This is a genomic window from Boseongicola sp., from assembly GCF_057460485.1.
The window spans coordinates 1-14,272 of sequence record NZ_JBVCWP010000083.1; the positions used below are offsets into that span (position 1 = coordinate 1).

The 14,272-nt window shown below is 57.9% G+C and carries 16 protein-coding genes and 2 pseudogenes; 8 read left to right on the plus strand and 10 right to left on the minus strand.

Going from position 1 to position 14,272, the window contains the following annotated elements; all coding sequences use genetic code 11:
* Positions 1-156: 156 nt before the first annotated feature.
* Positions 157-468, minus strand: coding sequence for a hypothetical protein (locus AC221Y_RS11305; protein WP_486707344.1), 312 nt, complete (start codon positions 466-468; stop codon positions 157-159).
* A gap of 176 nt (positions 469-644) precedes the next feature.
* Positions 645-1,100 (minus strand): hypothetical protein, encoded by a 456-nt coding sequence (locus AC221Y_RS11310; protein WP_299757021.1) that lies wholly within the window; start codon positions 1,098-1,100, stop codon positions 645-647.
* 176 nt (positions 1,101-1,276) lie between these two features.
* Between AC221Y_RS11310 and AC221Y_RS11315 the strand changes: the two are divergent.
* Positions 1,277-1,457: pseudogene (locus tag AC221Y_RS11315) on the plus strand (IS6 family transposase); the annotation flags it as partial.
* A 5-nt stretch (positions 1,458-1,462) separates the two neighbouring features.
* Here AC221Y_RS11315 and hypE read toward each other — a convergent pair.
* From hypE to hypF, 6 genes are all read right to left on the minus strand, one after another.
* On the minus strand, positions 1,463-2,497 hold the full coding sequence (hypE, locus tag AC221Y_RS11320) for a hydrogenase expression/formation protein HypE (RefSeq protein WP_299757024.1): 1,035 nt from the start codon (positions 2,495-2,497) through the stop codon (positions 1,463-1,465).
* Between the two features lie 2 nt (positions 2,498-2,499).
* Entirely contained in the window at positions 2,500-3,645 is a 1,146-nt protein-coding gene (gene hypD, locus AC221Y_RS11325; protein ID WP_299757027.1) for a hydrogenase formation protein HypD, read from the minus strand.
* Positions 3,642-3,935, minus strand: a complete 294-nt coding sequence (locus tag AC221Y_RS11330) for a HypC/HybG/HupF family hydrogenase formation chaperone (protein ID WP_299757030.1) — start codon at positions 3,933-3,935, stop codon at positions 3,642-3,644. The genes hypD and AC221Y_RS11330 overlap by 4 nt, the downstream gene beginning before the upstream one ends.
* A gap of 3 nt (positions 3,936-3,938) precedes the next feature.
* Positions 3,939-4,736, minus strand: a complete 798-nt coding sequence (hypB, locus tag AC221Y_RS11335; protein WP_299757033.1) for a hydrogenase nickel incorporation protein HypB — start codon at positions 4,734-4,736, stop codon at positions 3,939-3,941.
* Positions 4,736-5,077 carry a hydrogenase maturation nickel metallochaperone HypA gene (hypA, locus tag AC221Y_RS11340; protein WP_299757035.1) on the minus strand — a complete coding sequence of 114 codons (342 nt, stop codon included), beginning with the start codon at positions 5,075-5,077 and terminating at the stop codon, positions 4,736-4,738. Before hypA ends, hypB begins: the two co-directional genes overlap by 1 nt.
* A 93-nt stretch (positions 5,078-5,170) precedes the next feature.
* Positions 5,171-7,453 (minus strand): carbamoyltransferase HypF, encoded by a 2,283-nt coding sequence (hypF, locus tag AC221Y_RS11345; RefSeq protein WP_486707345.1) that lies wholly within the window; start codon positions 7,451-7,453, stop codon positions 5,171-5,173.
* A gap of 129 nt (positions 7,454-7,582) precedes the next feature.
* Here hypF and AC221Y_RS11350 point away from each other — a divergent pair, with 129 nt between their 5' ends.
* The 7 genes and pseudogenes from AC221Y_RS11350 to AC221Y_RS11380 all read left to right on the plus strand — a co-directional run bounded on the left by AC221Y_RS11350 (position 7,583) and on the right by AC221Y_RS11380 (position 13,039).
* A complete protein-coding gene (locus AC221Y_RS11350; protein ID WP_486707346.1) occupies positions 7,583-9,454 on the plus strand; it encodes an NAD(P)H-dependent oxidoreductase subunit E in 1,872 nt (623 codons plus the stop codon).
* Positions 9,451-10,167 carry a 2Fe-2S iron-sulfur cluster-binding protein gene (locus AC221Y_RS11355; protein ID WP_299751329.1) on the plus strand — a complete coding sequence of 239 codons (717 nt, stop codon included), beginning with the start codon at positions 9,451-9,453 and terminating at the stop codon, positions 10,165-10,167. Before AC221Y_RS11350 ends, AC221Y_RS11355 begins: the two co-directional genes overlap by 4 nt.
* On the plus strand, positions 10,164-10,733 hold the full coding sequence (locus tag AC221Y_RS11360) for an NADH-quinone oxidoreductase subunit B family protein (protein WP_299751332.1): 570 nt from the start codon (positions 10,164-10,166) through the stop codon (positions 10,731-10,733). Before AC221Y_RS11355 ends, AC221Y_RS11360 begins: the two co-directional genes overlap by 4 nt.
* Positions 10,734-10,752: 19 nt before the next feature.
* Positions 10,753-12,195, plus strand: coding sequence for a Ni/Fe hydrogenase subunit alpha (locus tag AC221Y_RS11365; RefSeq protein ID WP_486707347.1), 1,443 nt, complete (start codon positions 10,753-10,755; stop codon positions 12,193-12,195).
* Positions 12,192-12,674 carry a hydrogenase maturation protease gene (locus AC221Y_RS11370; RefSeq protein WP_299751337.1) on the plus strand — a complete coding sequence of 161 codons (483 nt, stop codon included), beginning with the start codon at positions 12,192-12,194 and terminating at the stop codon, positions 12,672-12,674. The genes AC221Y_RS11365 and AC221Y_RS11370 overlap by 4 nt, the downstream gene beginning before the upstream one ends.
* 6 nt (positions 12,675-12,680) lie before the next feature.
* Positions 12,681-12,860: pseudogene (locus tag AC221Y_RS11375) on the plus strand (IS6 family transposase); the annotation flags it as partial.
* 11 nt (positions 12,861-12,871) lie between these two features.
* Positions 12,872-13,039: a hydrolase gene (locus tag AC221Y_RS11380; RefSeq protein WP_299751340.1), complete on the plus strand. Its 168-nt coding sequence runs from the start codon at positions 12,872-12,874 to the stop codon at positions 13,037-13,039.
* Here the strand turns inward: AC221Y_RS11380 and AC221Y_RS11385 are convergent.
* Positions 13,026-13,559, minus strand: a complete 534-nt coding sequence (locus AC221Y_RS11385) for a YecA/YgfB family protein (protein WP_299751343.1) — start codon at positions 13,557-13,559, stop codon at positions 13,026-13,028. The two genes, AC221Y_RS11380 and AC221Y_RS11385, sit on opposite strands and share 14 nt — an antisense overlap.
* A gap of 132 nt (positions 13,560-13,691) precedes the next feature.
* Positions 13,692-14,099 carry a universal stress protein gene (locus tag AC221Y_RS11390; RefSeq protein WP_299751346.1) on the minus strand — a complete coding sequence of 136 codons (408 nt, stop codon included), beginning with the start codon at positions 14,097-14,099 and terminating at the stop codon, positions 13,692-13,694.
* Positions 14,100-14,272: the final 173 nt, after the last annotated feature.

Below are 14,272 nucleotides of genomic sequence, written 5' to 3' on the forward strand. Positions count from 1 at the left end.
GTCCATATAATCATACCGCACGGCACGTTTGATTTTCAGCGCGACATCGCCTGCCAGGAAGATCAATGCACCATGGGTTTGCACAACCTCTACCGGCCCTCCGCCGGGGTGCGCTCCAGAGGAGCTGAGGAATGCGATGACGTCTTCCTGCATAAATTAGGTCCTTGTCAAAAGAATGCAAAGCGGATTGGCAAGTCCGCCAATGATCTCGCGCCCGTCTTGGAACAGACGCTTGAACAGCTGCGGATAGGTTTCAAGAACAGGACCGGATGCCTTGATCATCGTGGTCAGACCAGGGGGTCGTAGTTCTGTTTCCAATCGCAGTAAGCCGTCCATTTCTTCATCCGCCTGTGCGTTGATGAGATAAATGAGTTCGCTCGTCGTCACTGTCTCCGAGCCGCTGTCTGCTTGCTGGGCGGATGCCGTCGCGCCAAGTAGGCAGCTTAAGGATGTTGCGATGCCGATCAAAAAAATCCTTTACCATGTAACCTTCCTATCTGTGTGAATCCGTGGCCGTAACGGTGAGGAAATGAAGGCTCGCGATCATTCGCTCCAGGCGTGCACGTGCACGTCTCGTCCTGAGTGCCCCTTGATGATCTTGACGGCGAGGTCCTCCTTTTCCTTATCGCGCGTGCGGACCCACATCACGACACCGCCATGACGGTTCTGGCTCTCGTAGTAATTCTTGTGGCGTTGCCCAACCAGCCTGGCGAGCAGCGTCCCAATGACGGCGGCGATAATGCGGCCAACGCGCTTGCGGGTGTCGGCAGTGCCGTCATCGCGATGGCAGACCCCACGAAGAAAAATCCACCCGCGATGGCCCCTTCAAGTTCCCCGATTGCCTCTTCGGACACAAAGTTGGCTCTGGGCGCGTCGGGATCGTCCTCAAGCGCGGATGCACGCCAATAGGCTTTGCCCAGCCTCTCTTCCAAGGCTTCCTGGCTTCCCAAAAGACTGATGTCGGAATGGTGAAAGCCCACAGAACGCAGATCACAAAATGCAGCCTGTTGTGCCGCGAATGTGTCAAACACCCCGACGGCTTCGGGAACATTGATATAAGTTGTTTTTGAACTGCTCGCTTTGGTTTCAGGGTCGGGCATTCCAGTCTCCATGACATGCACAATCTAGGGTGGTTGCCGATCATCATGCGCCGAACCGCGATCACCGTATTGAGATGTATCAATCGGGAGTGCCGCGCTTGGTGGCATGTTGCGCGATAGGTCGATCTGCGCAGAGCAAATGAGATTTGATATGATCATGGACCCGAATTCTGTGAGTGAGGGGTTCTTGTCGGGAGACGAGCCCAGAGATCATCCGCCTGGGCTGAAAAGATGTATGTGCGTTTTTGGTCGTCCGTTCCAAACGTGGAGGACTTGCTGCTCGAACGCGGGATCGACGTCAGTCATAAGACTGTCCGGTTTTGGTGGAACAGGTTTGGGCCCTATATTGGAGAGGAGAAAACCTAACAAATACGCGGAAGCTGCTCTCCGACCAGCATGTCTACAATGCGCATCCCGCCAAATATCGTTTGAATGACAACGCGGCCTGAAGTGCCAGAAATCGCCCGCCCGATGATTGTAGCGTTGCGTCCAGTCTCTTGCGATTGCATGGCCGCGAGGGCGGCGTCGGCTTGATCGGGCGGCACGAACAGCACAAGCGTGCCCTCGTTGGCGAGGTACAAGGGATCAAAGCCGAGAATTTCGCACATGCCCTTCACCTCGGTTCGGAGCGGCAGCGCGGATTCGTCAATTTCTATTGAACACCTCGCTGTGGCAGCCATTTCGTTCAACGCCGAAGCAAGCCCGCCCCGGGTCGCGTCCCTTGCCGCACGCGTGTCAGGCGCTGCGGCAAGCACAGCCTCGATCAAATGGCCCAAGCTGGCGCAATCGGATCGGATGTCCGTTGACAGGGCCATGTCACCGCGCGCGATCAAGATTGCAGCACCATGGTCGCCCAGAACCCCGCTGACGATGGCGACATCGCCCGGGCGGATCGTTTTGGCGGCCATGTGCCTGCCCGGTGGGATCACACCGATCCCTGATGTTGTAATGAAAACCGTGTCAGCGGACCCTCGCTCCACGACCTTTGTGTCTCCGGTCACGATTCTTACGCCGGCCTTGTCCGCTTCGGTGCGCATCGACGCGACGACGCGCCGAAGCAGAGCGATTTCGCAGCCTTCCTCGATAATGAAGGACGCCGATAGCCACAGCGGGCGGGCGGCGCCAACCACCAGATCGTTCACCGTGCCGCAAACGGCAAGCTTGCCGATGTCTCCGCCAGGGAATTCCACTGGATGGACCACATAGCTGTCGGTGGTGAAGGCAAGCCGCGCGCCAGGGTCGGCAAGGGCCGCATCGGTCAGGCGGGCTTGATCCTCGGTCGTGTCGGTGTTGAAGGCAGTGGCAAAGACGTCCTCGATCAGGTCGCGCATCGCCTTGCCGCCGCCGCCATGTGCAAGCGTCACATGGCTGTCACGAAGGCGCGTACGGGTGGACATATCTATTTTGCAACCTCGACTGCACGTGCACCGCCGTATTGGTAATACGCAGCGCATGCACCTTCAGAGCTGACCATCAGCGCGCCAAGCGGCAATTCAGGCGTGCAGCCTTTGCCAAAATGCGGGCACGCCACCGGTTTGACGCGGCCGGTCATCACCTCCCCGCAGGCGCATCCGTCCGGTTCGGCCACTGCGCGCGCTTGGCCAGCGCCGTAACCGATCTGGAACTTCTGCTCGGCGTCAAAGGTTGCGTAATCCGGCCTGATCCGCAGCCCCGAGGCGTCGATTTCTCCCAAGCCCCGCCATTCAAAACTTGGGCGCGTTTCATAGACATCCGCGATCGCGGCCAGCGACACAGGATTTCCCTCTGCTGGCACGACGCGGGCGTATTGGTTTTCCACCTCCGCGCGCCCATCGCGAATTTGCCGCAGAACCATCAACACCGATTGCAACAGATCGAGCGGTTCAAAACCCGCCACGACGATGGGTTTGCCATAGTCTTGGGCAATGAAGTCATAGGGTCTCAAACCGATCACCATCGACACATGGCCAGGACCGACGAATCCATCAAGGCACATGTGCGGGTCATCCAGCAAGGCCTTGATCGGTGGCGGAACTGTGATGTGATTGCAGAAAACACTGAAATTCAGAACATTTGTGCGTCGGGCCTGCTGGATTGTTAAGGCGGTGGACGGTGTCGTCGACTCAAACCCCAAGCCGAAGAAAACCACTTCGCGATCCGGATTGCGCCGTGCGAGTTCAAGCGCATCAAGTGGCGAATAGACCATGCGCACATCCGCGCCCTGTGCCTTGGCCTGCAGCAGCGACTTGTATGATCCCGGCACCCGCATAGCATCGCCAAACGAGGTAAAGATCACGTCTGGTTGTTCCGCCAGATCAATGCACTCATCCACTCGACTTCTTGGCAGGACGCAAACGGGGCAGCCGGGGCCATGGATAAACTCAATGCCATCGGGCGTGAGTTTGTCCAGTCCGTATCGAAAGATTGCATGGGTATGGCCGCCGCAGATTTCCATGATCCGCACTGGGGCATCTGCCGTTGCGCCGATCTGGTCGGTCACCCGCGAAATCTCGGCCAAAACACCCCTGGCGGCGGCCGGATCACGAAATTCCTCAACGTATTTCATCTGCGCGGTCTCAGGCTTTCGGCACCCTCGGCCATCGCATCCAGCACTTCCTGTGCCTCGCCCAATTCACGAAGCACATCCAGCGTCTTTGCGGCTTCGTCTTCATCAATCCGGCTCATCGCAAAGCCGACATGGATGAGCGTCCAGGTGCCGACGAGATTCTCCAGCGGGGCGCCCTCTGCGATACAGGCCACGTTCACCTCGCGCCGCACACCTGAGATTTCGGCCACCGCCATCATGAGGTCGGCGTCCGTTATAGCGATGATTTGGCCGGGGATACCAAGGCACACAGGTCAGGGCCCTTCTTTCTGGGGGCGGGCAGCTTCGGCCAAGCGGGCGTCAAGCCATGTGATCCAGTCAGCCATGCCCTCGCCAGTGCGGGCCGACAGCCAAATAATCTCGATGCCGGGGTTCACCCGGATCAGGTTGCGGTGGAACAGATTAAGGTCGACATCGCAATGCGGCGCCAAATCGATCTTACTTAGGATCGCGAGGCGCGATGCGGTGAAGATATCGGGGTATTTCAGCGGCTTGTCTTCGCCTTCGGTGACTGACAGCACAGTAACCTTGCAGTCTTCGCCAAGGTCAAAAGCGGCGGGGCAAACCAGATTTCCGACGTTCTCAATAAACAGCATCGCATTCTGGGCAAGGGGCAGCTGTTCTAGTGCATGACCGACCATGTGGGCATCGAGATGACAGCCCTTGCCGGTATTCACCTGCACCGCGGGCGCGCCGGTGGCACGGATGCGGTCGGCATCGCGAGCGGTTTGCTGATCGCCTTCGATGACGGCCAAGGGCTGTTTCCGAAGGGCCTCGATCGTCTTGCATAGCAGCGTGGTCTTGCCCGAGCCCGGAGAGCTGACCATGTTCACCGTAAAGGCGCCAAGCGCCCTAAGACGCGTGCGGTTCTGGGCGGCATAGCGGTTGTTTTGCGACAGGATATCGATCTCGACCTCGATAAGCCGGGCTTGCGACGCTCCGGCAAGACTGACCCCCGCCGCACCATTGCCGAAATGCATATCCGTGTCATGGCGATGCGCATGCGTGTGATTTCCGACGGTTCCCGTCCCACATCCACAGACCGCACACATCACTCCACCTCTATATTCTTGATCCGCATCACATCACCCGAGACCGGCATTAGTTTTTCACCACCGCAATCGGGGCATTGTGCCAGTCGGTCGTTCAGCTCAACTTCCTGCAGGCAATCATAGCACATCGCCCGGCCGGGCACGTCGATCATGATCAACGCGGCCCCTTCGGCCACGCTTCCCTTCATTACAGCGTCAAACGCAAAGTCCAGGGCGGATTTTTCGACACAGGAAAAGCGTCCGATTTCCAGACGGATTGTCGTGACGCGATCGAAGCTCTGGGTTTTAGCCTGATCCTCGATCACTGTACGGATGCCTTCACAAAACGAGATTTCATGCATGGTCCACCTGACGCCGGATTGAGAGGCGTGATCCGAGCCTACACGCAGATGCCGACGGAAAGCCACGGGTTTTCGCCTCGCTTGTTTTGGCGGCTACCCGCCGCGGATCGAACCGGCCGCAGCTATCACCGCCTGACCAAGCGCCAGACCGCCGTCATTCGCGGGTATCCGCGTGTGAATAAGAACTGGAATATCCCGAAGGTACCGCAGGACCATATCCAACAGCGTCGCGTTCTGAAAACAGCCGCCCGACAACGCCACTGCCTTGGCGCGCCCGGCCTCAACCTCGGTTCGTGCAGCGCCTGCAAACGCCTGGGCAAGACCAGCGTGAAACCGCGCTGCGCCGACCTCGGCGGGCACACCGTTTGAATGGTCATAGGCCCAGCTTTGAAACATCGGAATTGGGTCAAGCACGCCTTCGCGATACGCAAAAGGATAGGGGGTGCCAAAGGCGTCGGGCGCGCGCTGCGCCAATGCCTGCAACCGCATCGCAGCCTCGCCTTCGTAGCTTTGGCGATCTGTGGCAAGGCCCAGGCAGGCGGCCATCGCGTCAAAAAGACGCCCCGCTGATGACGACAACGGCGCGTTGATCCCTGACGTGGCCACCTGACGCAGAAGATCGCGAGGCCAATCCGAAAACAAAGTGTCGGCAAGATCTGCCAACCCCGCTTGATCCAGCCGCATCACCGCATTGCGCCAAGGCTCGCGCTGGGCGGCGTCGCCACCTGCCAATGGCGCTGCGGCCAGCGCTGCGGCGCGCCGAAAGCCGAGGTAGTCACCGACCAGCACTTCGCCGCCCCAGATGGTGCCGTCCGCGCCCAACCCCAGCCCGTCCAGAATGATCCCGGCAACGGGTCCAGCATCCAGCGGCCAACGGTTTTCGGCGAGGCAGGCTGCGAGATGGGCGTGGTGGTGCTGCACCTCGACAAGCGGCATGTCACCGGCCTGGGCTGCAGCAAGCTGTGAGGTGCGCAGGTCCCGATGCAGGTCGCAGGCCACCACGGACGGGTGATGGTCGAAAAGGCGCGAATAACTGGTGACATCCTTTTGGAACCTGTCCCACGCCTGCGGGTCGTCAAGATCACCCAAATGATGCGACAGCAGCGCTTTGCCCGACTTGAGCAAGCAGAACGCCGACTTGATCTGCCCGCCATAGGCGACAACCTGTGGCGCATCCTCGAATCCCGGCGGCAAAGGCAAAGTGGCCGGCACCCTGCCACGCCCCCGGCGCAGAACCATGCGGCCATGTTGCGTGAGGCCTTCAACGCTGTCATCGAGGCGTTGGACGATGTCCCTGTCATGCATCAGATAGGCATCGGCAATGTCGCGCAGTTTCTCGCGCGCCTCGGGATTGCCTATGGCCTGTGGCTCACCTGAACTGTTGCCAGAGGTCATCACCAGCGGACATTCCACCGCATCAAGCAAAAGGTGATGTAGCGGTGTATAGGGCAGAATCCATCCGAGCGTGGCCAACCCCGGGGCAAGATTTTCAGGCAGTGGCTCTCTGGATTTGTCCAGCAGGACAACGACTGCGCCCGGGTCTGTCAGAAGCGTTTCCTCCTTCGGGCTGATGTCTGTATGACGCCGGATCACTGGCAGCGTCCCCATCAGCGCAAACGCCTTTGTGAGACGGCGTTTGCGTAGACGCAGTGTAGCGATGGCGGCGGCGTTGCGCGCGTCGCAGGCCAGATGAAACCCGCCGAGTCCCTTGATGGCTAGAATCGCTCCCTCTTTCAGCCGCTGCGCGGAGAGTTGGATGGCGTCGCCAGAAATCTCGGTGCCATCCACCTCGAACCAAAGCCGGGGACCACAGTCAGGGCAGGCGATGGGTTGGGCATGGAACCTTCGGTCCTGGGGGGATTCGTACTCGGACCGGCAAGCGGCGCACATCGCAAACCGCGCCATCGAGGTCATCTCTCGGTCAAAGGGCATGCCCTGCAGAATCGAGAAACGCGGGCCGCATTGTGTGCAGCTCGCGAAGGCATAGCCGTATCGCCGCTGAGCCGGGTCGCGGACTTCGGCAAGACAGGCATCGCAGGTTGCGGCATCGGGTGTGACGCCTGTTTGGTTGCCCTTGCCTTGCGAACTAGTGATCACGAAATCAAAGGGGAGTTTCCCCAGCTTCTCCACCGTGGTTTCAACGGCGTCGATCCGTGCCAATGAGGGTGCCTGCGACTGCAATGCCGTTTCAAACGCATCAAGTTGAACGCCCACCGCGAAGATTTGAACGCCTTCCGCGTCGTTCCAGACGGCACCTTTCACACCCATCCGCTGTGCCAGCTGCCAGACAAACGGGCGAAAGCCGACACCTTGCACCTGACCTCGAACCCGAATGCGTCGTGCCGTCGTCCGGTTTATCCGACTATCGTCCATCATGGCCTGTAAACTAGCGGTGTGCAGAAGGTTTAAGCAATGATGCGGCGCAAACAGCGCCAAAGGAACCCGGCCCGTTTAACATCTCAGGCTTTTCTTGCCTGAAAGCAATCAGAGATGCATAAAGATTGAATGGTTGAAGCACATTCCACCGGTAACGGCGTTGCGGCGCCAAAGGATGCCCGCAATAGCAGGGCGATCACTGGAATCTGCGACCGTTTTGGCAATGACCCACACCGGATGCTGGATATCCTGCGTGCAGTACAGGACAGGTTTCGCTGGATTTCGCCCACTGCGATGGAGACGATCGCAGAGGCAACAGGGCTGACCCGGATCGCGGTCGAAGGTGTCGCCAGCTTCTATTCGTTTCTGTCGCTAGAGCCGAAAGGTGCGATTACGATTCGCCTATGTGACGACATTGTCGATCGCTTTGCCGGGTTGGACGATGTGGTGAAAAGCTTTGAAGACGAGCTGGGTATCAAGCTGGGCACGACCTCGGTCGACGGGAGGTTTTCGCTGGAATATACGCCATGTATCGGCATGTGCGATCAGGCCCCTGCGGCGATGATCAACGATATCGTCGTGACCCGTCTGACAAAAGACAAAGCGCGCAGCATCGCTAGAGCCTTGCAGTCGGAGGCGCGACCGCAGGACCTGATCAGCCCGCAATTCGATGCGCAATCCCCTTACGAGCGCGTGACGATGGCGGTGGACAGCAATATCAAGCACGCAGGAGAGGTGCTGTTGGGGCCTGTGCCACGGGATGCGGGTCTGGAAAAGGCCTCCGTCTTGCAACCAGAACAGATCGTCGCCGAAGTTGAGGCGAGTGGCTTGCGTGGCTGTGGTGGCGCGGGATTCACAACTGGCGCCAAGTGGCGCTTGGCGGCGGCCGAGGCAGATACAGACCGCTTTGTCTTTTGCAATGCAGACGAGGGCGAACCCGGGACGTTCAAGGACCGTGTCCTGTTGACCGAACGGGCTGATTTGCTGATTGAAGGCATGACGATCGCCGCCCGCGCGGTGGGGGCCAGTGAAGGTCTGATCTATCTGCGCGGCGAATACGTCTATTTGCAAGAGCACCTGGAAAGCGTGCTGACCGAACGGCGCGCGCGGGGGGTGCTGGGCACCGACATCATGGGTAAGGCGGGCTTTGATTTCGACATCCGCGTGCAGATGGGTGCTGGGGCCTACATCTGCGGCGAGGAAGGCGCGTTGATCAGTTCCTGTGAGGGCCTGCCCGGAGAGCCAAAGACTCGCCCGCCCTATCCGGTCAACCGCGGTTATCTTGGTCATCCAACCGTCGTGAACAACGTCGAGACCTTCTGCCATGCCGCACGCATTCTGGATCGTGGCGACAAATGGTTTCATGCCATCGGCACGAAAGGTAGCCATGGCACCAAGCTGTTTTCCGTGTCGGGCGACTGTCTGAACCCCGGGGTTTACGAGTTGCCCTATGGGCTAAGCGTGGCCGAATTGTTGCGGATGGTCAGCGGCGAAGACGCTGCTGCCGTGCTTGTCGGGGGCCCAAGCGGTACGATGATCAGTCGCGACAGTTTTCAGCGTAAACTGACTTTTGACGATCTGGCCACTGGCGGAGCCATCATCGTCTTTTCCGGCAAGCGCAACATTCTGGAAATTGTCGAATACTATATGTCGTTCTTCGTCCACGAAAGCTGCGGGTATTGCACGCCCTGCCGCGTGGGCAACGTGTTCTTGCAAAAGGCGATCCAGAAATTCCGCAAAGGCAATGCCGACAGCTCTGACATCGACTATTTGCGCGACCTATCTGCGACGATCATCGAGACCAGCCGCTGCGGGCTAGGCGTGACTTCGCCCAACCCGATACTTTCCACGCTAGAGAACTTCCCACTGGTTTATTCGGCGGTAAGCAAGAAAAGCGAGGACGGGATGAAAGCGACCTTCGACATCCAGTCCGCTATCGAAGAAGCACGCGGGATCGCCAAACGGAGATCATATATTTTCGACAGGGATTACGGCAAATGAGCGACGCTGGGTTTACCTTCACCATCGACGGATTGCCTGTCCAGGCAAAGCCGGGCCAGACGATCATGGAGGCCGCCGACGATGCTGGCATCTATATTCCGAGACTTTGCGACCACGAGGGCCTACGCCATCAGGGGGGCTGCCGGGTTTGCACGGTCAAGGCTTCCGGGCGCAGCGTTGCCGCCTGTACCCAGCCCGCCACTCCAGACCTCGTAGTCGAAAACGAAAGCGAGCACGTCAATTCCATGCGCCGCGATCTGGTCGAAATGCTGTTTCACGAAGGCAACCACCTGTGCCCGATCTGCGAAGCCAGCGGCAATTGCGAATTGCAGGCCATGGCCTATCGGCTGGATATGACCCAGCCGACGAAATTCCCCTATCTCGAACCGTGCCGCGCGCTTGATGCCTCACACCCAGACATCGCTTTGGACACGAACCGATGCATCAGTTGCGGGCGGTGTATCCGCGCGTCACAGGACGTCGATGGCAAGGGTATCTTTGGGTATGTCGGGCGCGGCATCCACCGCCGCGTCGCCGTCAACGGAGTGGATCTGGCCCATACGGATGCCGCCGTAACTGACGACGCAATATCGGCCGACGTGTGCCCGGTGGGCTGCATCATCCGTAAGCGTATAGGTTTCTCCAAACCCATCGGGAGCCGCGAATTCGATGACGGCCTGATCGGGCAAAAGATTGAAAGCAAGCGCAAATGAGTGAGCCAAGGAAGGCCCGCATCGCCACCACCTCGCTGGCCGGGTGCTTTGGATGCCACATGGCGATCCTTGATATCGATGAGCGCCTGATCGAACTTTTGAAGCTGGTCGAGATTGACCGTTCTCCACTGACTGATATCAAGCGGTTCACCCAACGCTGCGATATCGGCATTATCGAGGGCGGCTGCTGCAATGAGGAAAACGTGCATGTCTTGCGGGATTTTCGGCGCAATTGCGATGTGCTGATCGCGTTGGGGCAATGTGCGATCATGGGCGGGTTGCCTGCCATGCGAAATGCTATCATGCATTCCGACGACCCCCTGCGCGAATGTCTGGAAGAGGCATATATTTCCGGGCCTTACCTGCGTAATACAACACATAATATTCCCAACGATCCGGCGCTGCCCCTTATGCTGGACAAGGTCTATAGCTGCGCTGATGTGGTCGAAATCGACTACCAAATCCCTGGCTGTGCACCGAGCGGCGACGTGATCTACTCTGCGCTCAGCAGACTTCTGGCGGGCAAATTCCACGGGTTTGACCGTGAAACCATTCGTTTCGATTGACGATAAAAAAGGCCGCACAATGACAGAGCCACGCTTGATCGAGATCTCTCCTGTGACCCGTGTCGAGGGCCACGGCAAGGTCACCATTCACCTTGACCGCGATAACAACGTTGAAGAGGCGCGCTTGCATATCGTTGAGTTCCGCGGGTTCGAACGGTTCATTCGTGGCCGCCTGCTATGGGAGGTGCCGGTCATCGTTCAGCGGCTTTGCGGCATCTGCCCCGTCAGCCACCACCTGGCCGCCGCCAAGGCGATGGATCAGATTGTTGGGGTGGATGTGCTGCCGCCGACGGCGGAAAAGATGCGACGGCTGATGCATTACGGTCAAGTCATGCAAAGCCATGTGCTGCATTTCTTTCACCTGTCTGCACCTGATCTGCTGTTTGGCTTCGACGCCCCAGCCGCCAGGCGCAACATCTTCGAGGTGCTCAAGGAAAACCCGGAACTGGGCCGCCGCGCCGTGATGATGCGCAAGTTCGGGCAGGACGTCATCGAGGCAACAGCAGGCAAAAAAATACACGGCACCGGCGCCATTCCCGGTGGCATCAACCGTAACCTGCCGATTGCGACGCGCGACCGTTTTCTGACGCAAATCGACGAGATGCAGGATTGGGCGCAAGATGCGTTGAAACTTGCGCGCGACTATACGCTCGATCACGCAGACCTTGTGAAATCCTTTGGCGCCTTTCCATCCAGCCACATGTCGCTGGTCCGGGAAAAGGACGGCGCGCTGGACCTGTATCACGGGGTTATGCGGGCGATTGATGCACAGGGTGAATCAATCATTAATGGGCTGAACTACAATGATTACCACACGGTCCTGACCGAGGATGTGCGCAGCTGGTCCTATATGAAGTTCCCGTTCATTCAGGCCCTCGGACCCGTGGACGGCTGGTATCGGGTCGGCCCGCTGTCGCGGATGAACACCGCCGCTTTCATTGACACCCCGCTGGCTAATCTGGCGCACAAGGAGTTGCGCAATGCCACCGGCGGCCTGCCGAACCACACCACGCTGACGACCCATTGGGCACGCATGATCGAGGTTCTGCACTGTGTCGAGAAAATCCGCGAACTATTGAACGACGACGATCTGCAAGGTAGTGATCTTGTTGCCAAGGGCGACCGGCGTCACGAGGGCGTTGGTGTCATCGAGGCACCACGCGGCAACTTGATCCATCACTACAAAGTCGATGAAAATGATCAGGTCACCTTTTGCAACCTGATCGTGTCAACCACGCATAACAACGAAGGCATGAACCGCGCCGTCAAGGATGTAGCGGTCAAGCATCTGTCCGGACAGGAAAAAATAACAGAAGGCATGCTGAACCATATCGAGTTAGCAATCCGCGCCTACGACCCCTGTCTGTCTTGCGCCACGCACGCACTGGGCCAGATGCCGCTTCAGGTCGAGCTATTCGATGCAAATGGCGGGCTGCTCGATACTGCTGCGCAATCTGCATGAGTCTACCTCGGGCGCTGCTGATCGGTTATGGCAATCCGGGACGCGGCGACGATGGTCTTGGCCCGGCATTCGCCCAGAGAATTGCGGATAAAAAGCTGCCGGGATTGTCGGTAGAAATTGATTTCCAGCTCATGGCAGATCACTCCCTGACAATATCCCAGCACGACCTCGTAATCTTTGTCGATGCCACTGTTGCATGCGATGATCCATTCATTTTCACCGAGTTGACTGACGTCACCCCCCAGAACCTGGGCAGCCACAGCGTGACACCCGAGGCTGCTATGGCACTGTCGAGGCTCCTGTTTCAAACCACACCCCGCGCTTTCGTCCTTGGGATCGCCGGCGACCATGTTGGCGAAATCGAAGAAGGATTAAGCGCCACAGCCCTGATCAGCCTCAGTCTGGCCGAGGACTTTTTCGTTACTTGGTATAAGAATTGCCACGGTACGAAGGCTCAATGGATTGAGGATCGTCATTGATCCAAAATTGGATCGAAGATCATTCGCCTGGCGGTGATGATATATGTCCGTTTTCCGCCTTCGCTTTGAAACGTTGAAGGCCTGCTGCACGAGCCCTGTATCGATATCAGTCCCGATACGCTTCGGTTGTGGTGGAACCGATTGGCGCAAATGCTCACCGCCGAAATCCGGCGGAAACGCGTTCAACTGAGGAAGAGATGACGACGCTTAGCGGCGACTTCATCACCCGCGTTTTCGAAGGGTCGTACGGGCATGCAAAGGATTGGATGCACGTGATGAAAACCGCCGCTGAAGCTGCCGGACATACGGCAAAGCAGACTTTCGATCTTGCGGGACTTATGAGTTCTGGGTCTAGTTCCGCGTGACCACCCTGATCTGTCGATAAATGCCGGGGACGATAATGGGAATGGCCTCTACGGCTGCTTCTAGCGTCGCGTCCAGGTCCTCTTGGGCAATATCGAAGAGTGAGTTTCCACCTTCATCAAGTATGTGAACAAGAATTGGCAGCATCAACTCAGAGCCTGTCTTTGTTTGGGAAAACACATCCCACCGCTCCGGTCGAAGCTTTACGGCCTCCATGAAACCCTCGCACCAATCCATTGCTATTTCGCTGCCGTCTTGGCTTTCCCAGAACACCGGCTGCGACACTTGGCTGTCTTCCAGTAACTCCAACGTTTCTTGGTACATTTCTGTGACAGCGGCCACTACGTAATCGGGCACTGCCTCAACATCACCCAAGGCAACACTCAGCCATTCTCTCGCGGGAATTGGCTCTGGACCGCAAATAATTCCTGTCAGGAAGCCATCCAAGTCTGAGATGGCCATGGACTCTGGGTGGGCGTCATCTGAGCTAAGATACGTGTCGAGAAGTTCGAGGTCTGCCATCTTACCGATTACTTGTGTTGAGGAATATGACGTGCACCAAACCAATTGAATGAAAGCGGAGAGGAAGCGATCCACTTCGCCAGCGGCCACACCGACTTTTGCGCGGACGCTGAGTGTATCTGGTCCGCTGGATTAACGGATAACATGGACAGAACAGGGAGCATGCCGAACCACGCGAGCTGCTGTCGATCCTAGGAAGTAATCCGCCAATCCCGGTCGATGTGAAGCGATCACGATGCAATCGAACTCGTGCTTCACCGCGTAGTCGACAATAGCGCTTCCCGCGCGCCCGCTCACAACGACTGGCTTCGCATCCAAAACACTACCAAGCTCTGCTTCCAACTCGATTTCAACTTCAGATTTCCGAACCTCGCTGTGGCTCTCTGGAAGGTACATATCCACGTAACCGGGCACCTGCTCGATTACATTTAATACGGTTACGACCGCGCCGTCATCGGAGAGCAAACGAGCGACTGCAAGCGCAGCTTTTAAACTATCAGAATGATCAAGGGCAACAGGAACAAGTACTTTCTTATACATCGCCAAACTCCTTTTCTGCGAAGAAGGCTAGCACGTGCGCGGCGTCCATAACTTGACCTAGGTCACGAAAAATCGGTGAGACCCACCTCTGTTTCTTGGTTGGGTTCAGTAATCCAAAACCAAAAACCACTTTTGATCTAACTCAAGGCGAACAAATGCCTGCCGTGCTACGA